Source organism: Pontibacter diazotrophicus (assembly GCF_003367245.1).
Classification (GTDB): Bacteria; Bacteroidota; Bacteroidia; order Cytophagales; family Hymenobacteraceae; genus Pontibacter; species Pontibacter diazotrophicus.
This window is the reverse complement of sequence record NZ_QRGR01000001.1, coordinates 312,866-327,161: the sequence shown is the minus strand read 5'-3', so window position 1 is coordinate 327,161 and position 14,296 is coordinate 312,866. Positions and strand designations below refer to the sequence as shown.

The window sequence follows — 14,296 nt, the reverse complement described above, 5'->3', positions numbered from 1 at the left end:
CGCTTGAATAAGCAATCACTCACTCACATGTAAACAAATATAAATTCAAAAATGGCAAAGTGATTATATTGCTGTAACACGTGTTTCATGCCATGTTACATAGACAAAGATTCATGTAACACATCTTTATGTTCATGTTACATAATGTCTAATTATAACAGAAAGGGGTTTTTTACTAACTGTTGTTAGTTTAAGGATAGTGACTGGTTACTTGACCCGCACGCCACAACAAGTTGTACTGGCTGCACACCTCTATTGGAAAAATCCATAAAAGCACCTCACCTAAGCAGGACAAACTTCTACTGACTTTAAAGTATAGATCGTTAGAGGCAATAATCAGAAACAGACATCTTAGACGAAAGCCTGCCATCTCCAGCACACACACTTTGTACAGGTCATGGCGCTGCCTTAGGTACAAGCTTGCAATTCTGTAAGAGAAGCCATGACTTGGATAGCCCTGTGTTTCAACGCCGCCGCGCTTTTTCACCGGCACTAAACCTCGGAAGCTGCTATTAGCTGGATAGTATTGGTGTTAAGCGAACGAAAAGCGAAGATCGATTGTCCATACTTAATAAGCCCTGCGGCTGCACCTGTTTTACCTGATGCAAAAGCAGATGCTGGGAGCTAATAGCAGGTGTAATAAACACAGGATGGCGCACTCCCCTGCCAATGGGGTTCAAAGCAACAGGCTAAACAGGAAGCACGTGAAAGGGAACTGTTATCTTTTGGAATAATCTTACAGGATATCCCACTTTTCAATCATATATGTTTATAGTATGAACTAGCTAGGTGAAACTAAGCGCTTATAGTGTATCAGAAGATTTAAAAAAATTACAAATTTTCTTTAAAATTGATTAAACTCATCATCCAAAAGTGGGGAAGGCCTTAGAACATGTGGAAGTGGAAGCACACTGTCAACTAATTGTTGTTATTTTTACTAAATGTTATACCGAACGGTGTAGTCAATCACTCCTGTTAATACATAAATGACTTTGCTTTGAAAAACAAATACAAGCTTCTTTTTCTATTCTTTTGGATGTTTAGTACTGTGTATGCACAGTCCGGGAAAATGTTTTCCGTTGACCTGGAGCTCTCCAACAGTCTGATACACCAGGTTTACCAGGATAGTAGGGGTATCATATGGATTGCCACTGAGGATGGGTTAAACCGATACGATGGGTCAAAATTTACCATCTATAAGCATGAACAGCAGGACCCTCGTTCTATTTTGAATAACTACGTCAGTCTCCTTTTCGAGGACAGGAAGGGCCATCTGCTGGTAGGATATTATAATGGCCTGCAGCTATACGATCAAGCGACAGACTCATTTAAGCAAATCCCCATCTTATGGGAGGGTAAAGGCAAATTTGATGCGCATGTGCTCAGCATAACGGAACGGAAGAATGGGGAGGTATTAATCGGAACTTCTGGCTATGGGGTATTTTCGCTGGATTTAGAAGGCACGGAACCCAAAGTACAGCAAGTAAAGTTGCAGCTTCCAGCCGGCATCATCGATCTCCTTTTTGAAGACTCAAATCAGAATCTGTGGGTAGCCACACAGGACAAAGGGCTCTTCCGTATCGGAAAGAATGGGCAAATCAAGAACTTTCGCGAATCTGAACTGCCTAGAAGCTCCATCACTGGCATATGCCAGGATGTGGAGGACAATGTCTATGTAAGTACGGTGAGCAATGGGCTTTTTGTCTATAACAAAGCGACCGACGTCTTCACCCAGATTCCCTATTCGCCCTCCCCTAAATTATCCATCAGCTCCATGTATCAGAGCAAACAGGAAAACAGGCTTTACCTGGGAACCGATGGCGAAGGAGTTAAAATTTATGACCTGAAAAACAAGACTATAACGGATGGAAATTTCAATGTAGCGACCTTTGATTTCAAAAAGTCAAAAGTACATTCCATTCTGCAGGACAAGACGGGCAACCTTTGGTTAGGTATTTATCAGAAAGGGGTAATGCTGTTACCTGCCAGTGCCAGTAAGTTTGAGTACATCGGTTATAAGTCAATTCATAACAACACCATCGGCTCTAATGCCATTCTTTCTGTTCTTGAAGACCATGAGGGCACGCTCTGGATTGGCACAGATAGCGACGGCCTTTATGGAGTTAGCCCGGATGGAAAGCAAAAAGCGCATTTCAGCCGCACATCTGACCCCGCCTCCGTCTCCTCCTCTATCATGAGCATTTACGAGGATTCGAACCACACCCTTTGGTTGGGTTCGTACCTTCACGGCTTGGCGAAAGTGAACCGGGAAACAGGGAAGAGTGAATACGTAGCTGGAATAAGAGATGAAAACTCCGATCAGGTGGAGCGGATTTACAGCATGGTGGAAGACCGGCAAAAGACGCTCTGGATAGCCAGTATGGGTGCCGGCTTGTTCTCTATGGACTTAGGCTCGCAAGAGATCACCCACTACGATGCTGTTTCAGGTTCCCAAAACACAGGCACTGAAAACACCCTCCATAACCGCTGGATCAATAGCCTGCTGCTGACAAGCAACGACAAGCTTTATATCGGCACCTATGATGGTATTGGTTGCCTCGACTTAAAAACCAAAAGCTTCGTTTCCACGCATGGCACCAATCGCTTGCTGCATGGTTACATTGTCTACTCCTTGTATGAAGATACAAAAGGGGACATCTGGATTGGTACTTCGCAGGGCCTGATGCACCTGGACAGCAAAACAGGTAAAATAAAGCCCTATACGATGAATGATGGGTTGCCCAGCAATGTTATATGTGCGATAAAAGGAGACGATGCCGGCAATATCTGGATCAGCACGAATTATGGCATCTCCAAGCTGAATTCCAAGCGCAGTAGCTTTATCAATTATTATGCTAACGACGGCTTACAGGGAAATGAGTTTAGTAAGGGAGCAGCATTCGTAACAGGAAAAGAGCAAATCATTTTTGGGGGAATTAATGGTATCACTTACTTCCATCCCTCAGAAATACCAGAGGTGATTTCCGCTTCCGAAAAAGAAATGGAAGTCCGCATCACAGGCTTTTACCTACACAACCAGGCTGTAAAGAAAGGAATGAAATCCGGCAAGTATGACATTGTCGATACCGCTGTAATGGATGCTGAAAGCTTCCACCTCTCAAACAAAGATAACTCCTTCAGCATCGAGTTGTCTGCCATGGACTTTGCTAATCCAGACCGGATTACTTACCAGTACTCCCTACAGGATGGGAATTGGATTAGCCTGCGCCCAGGAACAAACACTGTAAACTTCACCGATCTGTCACCTGGAACGTATCGCTTCAGGTTTAGGGCAAAAGATTACAGCCACTATTCACCTGTCAAGGACATTTCAATTATTGTTTCCCCTGCCTGGTATTTTTCTCCCCTGGCTAAAGCCGCCTATGGACTTATACTGGCAGCCGTTTTCATATTGGTGGCGATGCAGATTCGCCATCGGCAGCGCACCCGCCAGAAAATGCAGGAGCACTTACATGCCAGGCAGATCATCGATGCCAAACTGCAGTTCTTCATTAACATCTCTCATGAGATTCGCACACCCATGACCCTGATCATTAGCCCCTTGAAAAAGCTAATAGCAACAGACAAAGACCAGGAGCGCCAGAAGTCCTATGCCACCATGCAGCGTAATTCTGAACGCATTTTGCTTCTCATTAACCAGCTCATGGATATCCGGAAGATCGATAAGGGAAAAATGCAGTTGAAATTCCAGGAAACTGAAATCGTAGGATTCATCCAGGAGCTTTGTACCGTATTCGATGAACAGGCACAGGCCAAGAATATCATGTTCCGCTTCCACCACACTATAGAACAATTACCGGTGTGGGTGGATCCCACTTATTTCGACAAGGCCATTCTGAATGTGCTGTCGAATGCCTTTAAGTTCACACCCAGGAACGGAGAAATAGATATTTATCTCCATGCCGGGGAAGGCGGAGACAAGCCAGGTGATCAGCGCCAGTATGTGGAGATAATTATTTCAGACAACGGCATCGGCATCGAGGAGGGTGAGCAGGAAAAAGTTTTTGAGTGTTTTTACCAGGTCCAAACACATCACAACCATTTCGTGGGAGGCACAGGCATTGGCCTGAACCTAACCCGATCCATTGTAGAACTTCACCACGGCAACATCAGAGTAGAAAATAACAAGGATGGCCGCGGGTGCCGCTTTGTTATGCGCCTGCCCTTAGGAAAGGATCACCTACAGACAGAAGAACTGTTAGCACAAACAGCTCTTGTGCCAAAAACAGAGCCTGCCATTCCTGCCTTACCAACACCAGCAGATGACGCAGAAAAAGTAAAAGTGAAATCTAAAACTAAAAGCCATGTGCTTGTTGTAGATGATGATGAAGAAATCAGGAAGTATATCTGCCAGGAGTTTGCTGCAGAGTACCACATGATGGAGAGCGCCAATGGAAAAGAAGCGCTTGCCATTTTGTTAAACAAAACACCTGATTTGATTATCAGTGATGTGATGATGCCGGAGATGGACGGAATTACCCTCTGCCGGAAAATCAAACAAAACGTCAATATAAACCATATTCCAGTTGTACTACTGACGGCTAAGTCCGAAGAAGAAGATAATTTAGAAGGTTTGGGTATTGGAGCGGATGCTTATCTTGTGAAACCATTTAACATTGAAATTTTAAGGAAGACGGTTCAGAATATCATCAGGAACCGGGAAATGCTTAGAAACAATTTTAGCGGCAATCAACACCATAGTGATAAAGTACAGAAGGTTGCCCTAAAGTCTGCAGATGAAAAGTTGTTAGCCAAACTCCTGGACGTTATCAACCAGAACATAGCCAATCCTGCCTTGAGTGTTGAAATGCTTGCCAGTGAGGCTGGTATTAGCCGTGTACACTTGCACCGGAAAATGAAGGAGTTAACCAACCAGACCACACGGGATTTTATACGGAATATCCGCCTGCAACAAGCAGCAGGCTTGCTCTCCAGCAAGCATATAAATATTTCTGAAGTAGCCTTTGCGGTAGGATTCACAAGCCTTGCATCTTTTTCAACTGCCTTCAAGGAACTTCATGGAGTACCTCCAACAACTTATATGGAGACGCACCTGAACCAGTGCGAAACTGCGAACAGCGTTTGATGAACAGCGCATAAGCAAAGAGGGGACTTCTGGGAAAACGATATAGCTGAAAGCCTCTTCTAAGCCATAAAGGACACACAATTTAACACAAGTTCTCCCTGACAAAAGATGGTAGAGGTGGCAATAATGGCCGCCTCTACTTGTATAAAAGGCATTTACTGATACAAAGAGAGGGGGTACCAGAGGCTTGTTATCTTATTCAAATAAGATAACCTATTCCGTGCAACAACAGGGGATTTATAATCTTTAATTTATTTTATAAACGAATGTTGAGACTCCAACCACTGCTGTCAAATAAATCCTATTGACCCTTATGATCAAAGGTCACATAATATTAACAAAGGAGACAACAGCGAGCCTATACACTATGGCAAATCAACCGTTGGTAGGGCTGTCTTTTTTACTGGCAAACCGGTGTCCCCATTCAAAGCCTATGGCCTCCAGGAGAAGCACCCGCTCCGGATCCAGCTTTTCCCTCGCATGCCGCATCCTGCTCACCCACTTACCCAGCTTTTGGTCTTCATGCCATTTAACTGGCACATGCGTATGTCCATTATTTTCTTTGAACTCAATTAAGCGCTTATACATTGATTCCCATGGAAGGATGCTTCGGCGGCGAAACGTCCATTTGAAACCAATCTGCTCTAACAACTCTACCTTCTGTGTATTCAAGCTCTGCTTGTTGGCCCTTATCCTGTACACCCATGCGGCCAGCTGTGGATTTGGCTCCCACCGAAAAGGTACACAAGTGTGGCCAAACTGAACCCTAAAATCAGCCAGCGCCTCGTACATCTTCATCCAGTACCCCTCCTGCACACTCCACGGAAAGTGAATCTCATTAAGAAGATTGATGCGCGCCTGCGAGAGCTTGCCTTTGTAGAAGAGCTTGCGCTGCCAGCTGGCCCATTGCTGAAGCACCGGGTCTATTTTTAGTGATACCTGGCAACTGCCATGCTCCTGCCTGTAAGCCTTTAGCTTTTCAAAGTTGTCGTTCCACTGCTTATCGTAAACCGACTGTAGCTTGTGCTTCACCCCCTTCCCCCACAAAAAGCCCAACTGGTCCAGCCGCTTCTTCTTTGCTTCCTGTAACTTGCCTTTCGCCTCAAGCCTCCTTTGTGTTGCTACCCAAGTACCAAGGCTCTTGTTCTCGCTGTAATTAGTGGGCACAAAGCAGTGGCCGTTGTTTTTCTTGTATTCCTCCAGTTGTTCATACCTTTCCTCCCAGCTTCTCCTTTTCATGTCGTCACAGCTCCAGATAAACCCGATCTCTTCCAGCCGCTTGTACCTATCCTGTGACAGCTGATGCTTTTGCCTGGAAAGCCTTTGTCTTTCTATCCAGCTGACCAGCTTTGTATGCTTGTACGGCACCCGGCAGTGGCCGTGCCTCCTACTATACGCGACCAGTTGTTGGAAAAAAACTTCCCACTGGGCGTCATACACATCCCGAATGCTCCAGGTAAATTTCAGTTCGTTTAGCCTTCGCTCCCGGTCCTCACTCAACTTACCCTTCATGTGCATTTTCCGCTGCATGATCACCCAGAGGGCAAGCTGCTTGTCTTCTGGCCACCGCCTGGGCACCCGGCAATGGCCAAAGGCTGTGTAAAAATCTGTTAACCTCCAGTACATCTGATTCCAGCGGTGATCCCTGCTGATGGGAATGTCCCAGTCCACCTCTAGCCTGTCTAATTGTTGTAGCTGGCTTTCTGACAGGAGTCCTTTGTTTATGATTTGCCGCATCAGCCAGTCTTTAAGCTGCTCATGCTTCTCATCATCTGGAATGAAGGTATGACCAGTCTCCTGCACGAAAAGGACCAGCTGCCCGTACATGGCATTCCAGGAATTTGTTGTTTCCTCTATCACACAGTTCAACTCCTCCAGTTTCTCCTTTAGCTCATCAGGAAGCAAATGCCTGATGCGCCGCTGGATGTTTACCCACTGCGCCAGCTCTTTATCAGTATTAACATTGGGGAGTTCATTCTTGCTAGCATAAGGCTTCAACTTCCGATAGTTAAAGTACCACTTGTCAAAGTACTCCTTATTGAATAAGCTTTCTCCTTGATATGTCATGACCACCTTTTAAGGAATATTTCATTACTGCTGATTTCACTTTAACACCCATCTGAAATAAATACCTCTATCACCCGAAATTAAATGAGCACCAGTTTCACCTTCAGGGCAGTGGCTGCTGCGTTGCCCCCTTTAAGACCATTCGATATTGAAGTGCCGTCAGGTCTAAATCTCCAGTTGCCTAACCATCCTGCTGTTCTCCCAATCACCATAGCACTCGGCTTTTAGTGAAGCCTGGCTTTAAATAGGTGTAGGGCTAACAGGGGACTTTGCGTCAAACGCCAGCATTCATTTTAGGTCGGTCTCCTGTGCCAACTAAACTAGTCTCTCCAGCAGCAGCAGCCAAAAGAGCGTAAATGCGTTCAACGGCTGATTTTAGTCTCACCAAACTAGCCGTTGAAGGAATGAAAATATTTAATTCAATAATCAATCTTTACTTCTTAGGTAATTGGCTTTCTTTAGGAAGGCTACAACCTCTATTGATTCTTTTCACAAATTCACCTTAACCAGAACAACACTCCCTCACTAAAGCAACTGCTCACTCGCATATAAACAAATATATATTTCTAGAGGATAAAGTGATTGTGATCATGTAACACGTGTGTTATGCCATGTTACATGAGCAAAAACGCATGTAACAAACCTTTGTGACTGTGTTACACTATGGCTTAATTAAAGCGAGAAGGCGTTTGAACTTGCTACATTTGACTGGAGACTTTTGATAGGCAGATTTATGAAAGGTATTAAATTTGACTATTATGGATAGACGTGTATTTGACGCCTCCTTCAAGCGGATGGCCATTGGCCAGGGGATCAGTAAAAGAAGTGGCTGATGAGTTGGGTATAGACCCTGGCCGGCTGAGCAAGTGGCGGCAGAAAGACAGCTCGCTAGTCCGGTCCGCCGAAGGGCTGACAGAGGAGCAGAGGGAGATAAAGCGGCTGCAAAAGGAGCTGAAGGAGGCGCAGCTGGAGCGCGATATTCTAAAAAAAGCGGTGAGCATCTTCTCCAGGGGAGACGGGCGGTATACGGGTTCATAAAGGAGTACCGAATCCAATTCCCCGCCTGAGAAGATGTGTCAGGTACTGAAGACCACCGACTCCAGCCACATGTATGTTGTGGCGGAGAATCACCTGTCAAGGGATTTTCAAGCGACAAGACCGGCAGAGAAATGGGTGTCGGATTTAACCTACATCAGGACCGGGGAAGGCTGGCTTTACCTGACGGTGGTACTGGATCTGGCCGACCGGAAAATAGTGGGCTGGGCGCTGAGTGAGACGATGGAGGCGGAAGCGACCACCGTGGCGGCCTGAGAAAGTCTCCAGTGAGGCATTGCAATTCCTGTCGTTTATTACCCTTAATCTGGCACAGTTTCTTTAGCTCCGATATCCTAAACCACATTATTCTTCTTTACAATAGACTGGTTCTTTGAGGGGAGGGCTTGGTGTAGTGATAGTTGAAGCCTCCTTTCCGGCCACAGATCATGTTTTTATAAAGCACCTCCCGCACACGTGTTTTTATCTCCCCGTCAGAGAGCACCCGCTGCGTATCAGCAGCACGCATACGGCTACTATTTGATGTACTCTTCCATCCTGCATAATATTGCGTTTTCAGGCCGAGCGGTAAGGCAAGGCCTGCCACGGCCAAACCAAGCACTGCGCCGGTCATACTTAATTCCGTTGGGCTGTTGCCCAGGAACCATGGAGCCACCGCCACGGCCAGACGAAGTAGAATATTCATGTATCGGCAGATGCGCATAGGCTCTTCCATGCTAATCACGGCCAGCACTACAATAAGCGAACCGCCCAAGTGGAAAATATCGGCTACTGTTTCCTGTATGCCCACTCCGAATACACCGGATGCTGCCACCTAAGCCATTGCAATTTATAAATGTTTAATTTACAAAATACCTTCTTTTTAAGTAAAAAATTAACAAATAAATAAGTATTTCGTAGTAATAAACTCAATATTATATCATATGAATTAAAAAAATTTCAATTTTACTTTGATTTATCTACAGGTAAATGATTTAGACATTAACTCTCCTCTGGACTAGTACTTCTTTGTACACACGTCTCGCCCCTCCTTGGAATTTGAAAGATGATTTATCTTTATTTTAAGAAACTGAAATGCTGAAGACGAAAAAAGAAATCATTCTAGAAACTGCCCTGCATCTTTTCGCTGATAAAGGGTATGAAGCTACTCCGACAAGTCTTATCGCCAAGGCGGCTGGCGTATCGGAAGGCCTGATATTCAAGCACTATGTTAGTAAAGGGAATTTACTGGAGGCTATAGTGAAGGCAGGATACAGACGCGCCACAGACAAAAGCAAAAGCCTTATAGAGGAAAAAGACCCGGCTAAATTTATAAGTAACATGCTGGACATGCCATTAAAGCTGGTGGAGGATGAGCGAAGTTTTTGGCGGATGCAGTTCCGTCTGGTGGACGAAGAAATTGCACAGAAACACCACCTTCGTTTCTCCCACTCTGTCAAGCAAAAGCTTGTGGCGGCATTTGCCCAACTTGGCTATGAGGAGCCGGAGATGGAAACGGAGGTACTGATGCTGCTGGTAGAAGGCCTATGGAAAGCTTACCTGACCAGCGCGGACAAGCCTCACTTTGTAAAGATGCTGGACTTGAGTAAGAAAAAGTACATTGGTGAGTTGATAGATAACAGATAAGCGCTATGAAATGTACCTGGGATTCAAGTTTATTATAGAGTATAGTATGTTGAGTTTACTTACCTAGGTTCCGTTTTCATTCCTAAGTTCACGAGTATTACTTTATTATCGGCTTTTACAGCGCACAATCTTCACTCAGACGCGCACGTAGATATACTTAAGGTGCGGTGCCATTTCTGTTGTGTTTGCCAGTACTAGACGCATAAAGAGGAGAACAGTTTTAAAGTGGTAATTGTGTCTCTCCGGTTACACATAGGCATAACCTTGGGTAGATGTACTATAGTCAACGCCCTGGAATTCATCGCCCAGAAAGCGTGAACTAACATCAAGGCTTCGGAAGTCCAGATTGCCGAAGGTGCCTGCAAAAGCAGTATCTGCTGCATCAGGGCCTGTCGCAATTTTTATCAACCCATTGATGGGAGCAAGCTTTGTGGCGTCAAAAATGATCCAGTACCCTCCCAAATATGCTTCAAAACAAGCGTGAAAGTCGGGTGGTTGAAGCTGATACGCATAGCACGTTAAGTAGCGGGCAGGAATGGTTAGTGCCCGGCATAAAGCAACACCAAGGTGCGCAAAATCACGGCAAACCCCGACCTGCTCCGTTATGGTATCATAAGCAGAAGTCTGCGCGTTTGTGTGGCCTCCGCTATACTCTACGTTGTCATTAATCCAGTCGCAGATGGCAATAACTTTGTGAAAGGCACTCTCCTTGTTGCCAAATTTATTCGACGCAAACTTGTATAGCCTGTCCGACTGGCAATACCGGCTTGGGTTCAGATACGATAAGGCTGCAACAGGCATCTTCTGAATAGGCACATCAACAAGATGTTCAGCAGGTATAGCCTTTATTTCATTCTCTACTGTGGCTTTATAATGGATCGAGATATTGCCAGCCTCCGCAACCTCGACAACCTGAAACCTTTTCTCTCCGGTATCGGAAAGAAGCTCCTGCATTTTTAAATCAGGATCCACATGGAAGTCTTCCTTAATTACCAGTTGCCCGTCAAACTTATAGGGTTGGACATTCAAAATAAGTGTAGAAGACGATTTTGCCTCATACGCTATATTTGCCGCTACTTCAAATTTCATATTGTCATGTTATTGGGTACGGGTATTTTATTGAAGGCTGCGTCCATCCAATCATTGGGAATATTTTTAAGAGCTTTTTTCAACTCCTCTGCCCATCCTTCCGAAATACTTTCCAGGTCCTTTTTATCGTACCGATGCTCGACCATCTGAAAGCTATTGTTACGGTACAACACCACATCAATTGGGAAATCAACATCATTGGCACTTGCCCGCGTTGAGTCAAAAGAAAGAAAACCAGTTTTTAAGGCCAGGTGCATGCTGGAGTCGCGGGTAAGCGTTCGGTTAAGTATTGCTTTTCCATGGCCGGAGTTCCCAATGACCACAAAAGGGGCTCCCTCGCCTAACTCAACCCAGTTTCCCTCGGGGTACAATAAGAAGAGCTTATGTTCCTCGTCATCCTTTAGCTGACCACCTATGATGGTGTTGAGATTAAACCTAAAACCGGCATGTTCCAGCGCTTCCCTATCCTCTTTTGCCACACGCCTCACCTGTGCACCAAAATCGTTTACTGCCTTATAAAGTTTATTGTGCTCAACGCCTTCATCTATTCGCTCCTTGAAATACAAAACAGCTTTATCCCGAATGGATCTAAGCCCACTGGTCATAATAAAGAGCGAGTAATGGTCCCGTTGCTGTATGTGTATCTTCTTTTTTTCAGTCGTGTCAGAGCCGGACGTAATCCTTGTGTCAGCTATTGCTACAAGGCCCTCTTTAACCTTTATTCCTAAACAGTACGTCATATATTGGCTTCTATTTTACTAATATAAGGATTGCTTAAATGCGAAATTTATACAAATAAAGATTATTTTTTATTAAATTGTATATCCATTAAAGCAATTATTCGTAATTTGTAAAAAATGAGTTTAACTTTAAGTTGTATTATTACATAGCGGTATTGTCAAACCGTTTCACCCTATGGTTTAAAAATGATTGAAAAAGGATACTCAAAAGATTATAACCCCCCAGCAAACACCTGGGATGAAATGTACGATCAATCAAAACAGATACGAACAGAATATAAAACCGTTATGGATTACCTAAGCCAGGAATCTATAGACGAACTCAATAAAAAAGAGGAGCTGTCAAAATCTCTTTTCATGAGTCAAGGTATCACGTTTACGGTGTATAACAGCGGGGAAGGTATAGAAAAAATTTTCCCTTTCGATATTGTTCCCAGAATCATCAAATCTGCGGAATGGGAATTCATAGAAAAGGGAATAAAGCAACGCGTAACAGCCTTAAACCTGTTCCTGAAGGATGTGTACAGCGAGCAGTTCATTATCAAAGATGGTATTGTTCCCATCGACATTATTTACTCCTGCCCTCATTTTCTCAGGGAAATGTGCCATGTCAAGGTCCCGCACGATATCTATATTCATATAGCCGGCATTGACCTGATCAGGGATAATGATGGCACTTATTATATTTTGGAGGATAATGTACGCACTCCTTCCGGTGTGAGTTATATGCTGGAAAACCGAGAAATTACGAAGCGCCTTTTTCCTGATCTTCTGCCCCAATGCAAAGTCAGGAGTGTGACAGAATACCCGGATGTGCTCTATAATAATCTGCGGGCGCTTTCGCCAAGAAAGACTCCAGACCCTACCATCGTTTTGCTAAGCCCGGGCAGCTTTAACTCTGCCTATTTTGAGCACACCACCCTTGCCCGTTTAATGGGTATCGAACTAGTGGAAGGACCAGACCTAATTGTTGATAACCAGAAAGTATACATGCGGACAACGGCTGGCCTGCAGCAGGTAGATGTGATTTACCGCAGGGTAGATGACGAATACCTTGATCCGTTAGTGTTCAACTCCAAAAGCTTACTGGGTGTAGCCGGTTTAATGAACGCCTACAGGAGCGGCAACGTGACGATTGTGAATGCCATAGGGAACGGTGTGGCAGATGACAAGGCTATTTATGTGTATGTGCCGGACATGATCAAATACTACCTGAACGAAGAGCCGCTCCTGAAGAATGTACCTACCTACCAATTAGGCAATCCGGAGGAAAGGGCCTATGTGTTTGATAATATATCCCGTATGGTAGTGAAGCAAACGAATGGCAGCGGAGGCTATGGTATGCTCATGGGGCATGCTTCCTCACCTGAGGAAATCGAAGCGTATAAACTTGAGATCATGAAGGACCCAAGGCAGTTCATCGCACAACCTACCATTAGCCTTTCTTCAGCACCATGTTATATGCAAGGCGAGCTTCAGCCCAGGAGGGTTGATTTCAGGCCCTTTGCCCTGTGCGGCCCTAACGGGATCAACATTATACCTGGCGGACTGACAAGGGTTGCCTTAAAAGAGGGATCTTTGGTTGTGAACAGTTCGCAGGGCGGCGGCAGTAAAGATACTTGGGTGCTATCTTAAGTTTTTAAATTTAGTTAGGTAAAGTAATATAACAGAAGAGATATGTTAAGCAGAGTTGCAGAAAGTTTATACTGGATCAGCCGTTACATTGAAAGAACAGACGGTATGCTGCGCATGCTTAAGATAAATTATGCTGCGTCTCAGGACGCAGTCTCCGAATTTTCCTGGAGTCCGGTCATCCGTATTTTTTGTGGTCCCAAATGGGCTGGGTTTGATGGTAGTGAGTTCAACAGCCGTGCGGTGCTGCTGTATATGGTTACCGAAAGGAAAAACCCCAATTCTATCATGAATATTGTCACTCAGGTGCGCGAGAACGCCAGAAGTGTGCAGGACCATATTACCAAAGATGTGTGGCAATGCCTGAATGAGTATTATCATACCGTTAAAGATCCAAAGTTAATTGCCATGCTCAAAAAAGAGGATCCCATCTCCGTGTTAGATATTCTTATAAAGCAAGGAATGCTTTTTTACGGCACCACAGAGATCACCATGCCCCGCAACGAGGGAAGTAGTTTTATGCGGATAGGAAAATACCTTGAGCGCAGTATCCAGTCTGTGAACATACTGGATAGTAAATTTGGCTCGGTAGACCATAACCCCGACCTTTTGACAAACGCTACCTACTGGAAGCATTTGTTGCTTTCCATAGGGGGATATGAACTGTACCTTAAAACCTATCGGCAGGGTTTTGAAGCTGAGAATGTGCTGGAACAGGTGGTGCTGAATAATGAATTTCCCCGGTCAGTAATCTATTCGCTGAACCACCTGAACAGGTATTTCGAGCGATTGAAAGAAGACGGGCAAATTTACAATGCTGCCAACCTGATTTTTCTTATAGGAAGGTTGCAAAGCAAAGTAAAATACACCTCAACGAAGGGACTGAAAAAAGGCGACCTTCATATTTATCTGGCAGAGATCAAATCCGAGCTCTACAGTATAGGTAATGCCATCAATCAAACATGTTTTAATTTGTCTTAGA

The 14,296-nt window shown here is 44.7% G+C and carries 11 protein-coding genes; 6 read left to right on the top strand and 5 right to left on the bottom strand.

Going from position 1 to position 14,296, the window contains the following annotated elements; translation table 11 throughout:
* Positions 1–997: 997 nt before the first annotated feature.
* On the top strand, positions 998–5,107 hold the full coding sequence (locus DXT99_RS01370; protein ID WP_220273330.1) for a hybrid sensor histidine kinase/response regulator transcription factor: 4,110 nt from the start codon (positions 998–1,000) through the stop codon (positions 5,105–5,107).
* 375 nt (positions 5,108–5,482) lie between these two features.
* Here DXT99_RS01370 and DXT99_RS01365 read toward each other — a convergent pair whose 3' ends face one another.
* Positions 5,483–7,174, bottom strand: coding sequence for a helicase associated domain-containing protein (locus DXT99_RS01365; protein ID WP_115563706.1), 1,692 nt, complete (start codon positions 7,172–7,174; stop codon positions 5,483–5,485).
* Positions 7,175–7,254: 80 nt separating this feature from the next.
* Positions 7,255–7,386 (bottom strand): hypothetical protein, encoded by a 132-nt coding sequence (locus DXT99_RS27670; protein ID WP_262511346.1) that lies wholly within the window; start codon positions 7,384–7,386, stop codon positions 7,255–7,257.
* A 589-nt stretch (positions 7,387–7,975) separates the two neighbouring features.
* On the opposite strand from DXT99_RS27670, the gene DXT99_RS01360 reads away from it, so the two are divergent.
* Complete coding sequence (locus DXT99_RS01360) at positions 7,976–8,212, top strand: transposase (protein ID WP_181884988.1); 237 nt, start codon at positions 7,976–7,978, stop codon at positions 8,210–8,212.
* A gap of 33 nt (positions 8,213–8,245) precedes the next feature.
* On the top strand, positions 8,246–8,485 hold the full coding sequence (locus DXT99_RS27915; protein WP_115563704.1) for a DDE-type integrase/transposase/recombinase: 240 nt from the start codon (positions 8,246–8,248) through the stop codon (positions 8,483–8,485).
* A gap of 97 nt (positions 8,486–8,582) precedes the next feature.
* Here the strand turns inward: DXT99_RS27915 and DXT99_RS01350 are convergent, their stop codons facing one another.
* Entirely contained in the window at positions 8,583–9,041 is a 459-nt protein-coding gene (locus tag DXT99_RS01350) for a hypothetical protein (RefSeq protein WP_115563703.1), read from the bottom strand.
* 260 nt (positions 9,042–9,301) lie between these two features.
* On the opposite strand from DXT99_RS01350, the gene DXT99_RS01345 reads away from it, so the two are divergent.
* Entirely contained in the window at positions 9,302–9,853 is a 552-nt protein-coding gene (locus tag DXT99_RS01345) for a TetR/AcrR family transcriptional regulator (protein WP_115563702.1), read from the top strand.
* A 246-nt stretch (positions 9,854–10,099) separates the two neighbouring features.
* Here DXT99_RS01345 and DXT99_RS01340 read toward each other — a convergent pair whose 3' ends face one another.
* Both DXT99_RS01340 and DXT99_RS01335 read right to left on the bottom strand, forming a co-directional pair.
* A complete protein-coding gene (locus tag DXT99_RS01340) occupies positions 10,100–10,942 on the bottom strand; it encodes a transglutaminase-like domain-containing protein (protein WP_115563701.1) in 843 nt (280 codons plus the stop codon).
* The gene (locus DXT99_RS01335; protein ID WP_115563700.1) at positions 10,939–11,682 is read right to left on the bottom strand and encodes a peptidase; all 744 of its coding nucleotides are present in this window, start codon (positions 11,680–11,682) and stop codon (positions 10,939–10,941) included. The genes DXT99_RS01340 and DXT99_RS01335 overlap by 4 nt, the downstream gene beginning before the upstream one ends.
* 288 nt (positions 11,683–11,970) lie before the next feature.
* On the opposite strand from DXT99_RS01335, the gene DXT99_RS01330 reads away from it, so the two are divergent.
* Complete coding sequence (locus DXT99_RS01330) at positions 11,971–13,317, top strand: circularly permuted type 2 ATP-grasp protein (protein WP_246000386.1); 1,347 nt, start codon at positions 11,971–11,973, stop codon at positions 13,315–13,317.
* A gap of 42 nt (positions 13,318–13,359) precedes the next feature.
* Positions 13,360–14,295, top strand: a complete 936-nt coding sequence (locus tag DXT99_RS01325; protein ID WP_115563698.1) for an alpha-E domain-containing protein — start codon at positions 13,360–13,362, stop codon at positions 14,293–14,295.
* Position 14,296: the final 1 nt, after the last annotated feature.

Excerpts from the sequence above, each read along its gene's own strand:
- DXT99_RS01365 (WP_115563706.1), bottom strand. The coding sequence starts at position 7,174 with ATGACATATCAAGGAGAAAGCTTATTCAATAAGGAGTACTTTGACAAG.
- DXT99_RS27670 (WP_262511346.1), bottom strand. The coding sequence starts at position 7,386 with ATGGTGATTGGGAGAACAGCAGGATGGTTAGGCAACTGGAGATTTAGA.
- DXT99_RS27915 (WP_115563704.1), top strand. The coding sequence starts at position 8,246 with ATGTGTCAGGTACTGAAGACCACCGACTCCAGCCACATGTATGTTGTG.
- DXT99_RS01345 (WP_115563702.1), top strand. The coding sequence starts at position 9,302 with ATGCTGAAGACGAAAAAAGAAATCATTCTAGAAACTGCCCTGCATCTT.
- DXT99_RS01340 (WP_115563701.1), bottom strand. The coding sequence starts at position 10,942 with ATGAAATTTGAAGTAGCGGCAAATATAGCGTATGAGGCAAAATCGTCT.
- DXT99_RS01335 (WP_115563700.1), bottom strand. The coding sequence starts at position 11,682 with ATGACGTACTGTTTAGGAATAAAGGTTAAAGAGGGCCTTGTAGCAATA.
- DXT99_RS01330 (WP_246000386.1), top strand. The coding sequence starts at position 11,971 with ATGGATTACCTAAGCCAGGAATCTATAGACGAACTCAATAAAAAAGAG.
- DXT99_RS01325 (WP_115563698.1), top strand. The coding sequence starts at position 13,360 with ATGTTAAGCAGAGTTGCAGAAAGTTTATACTGGATCAGCCGTTACATT.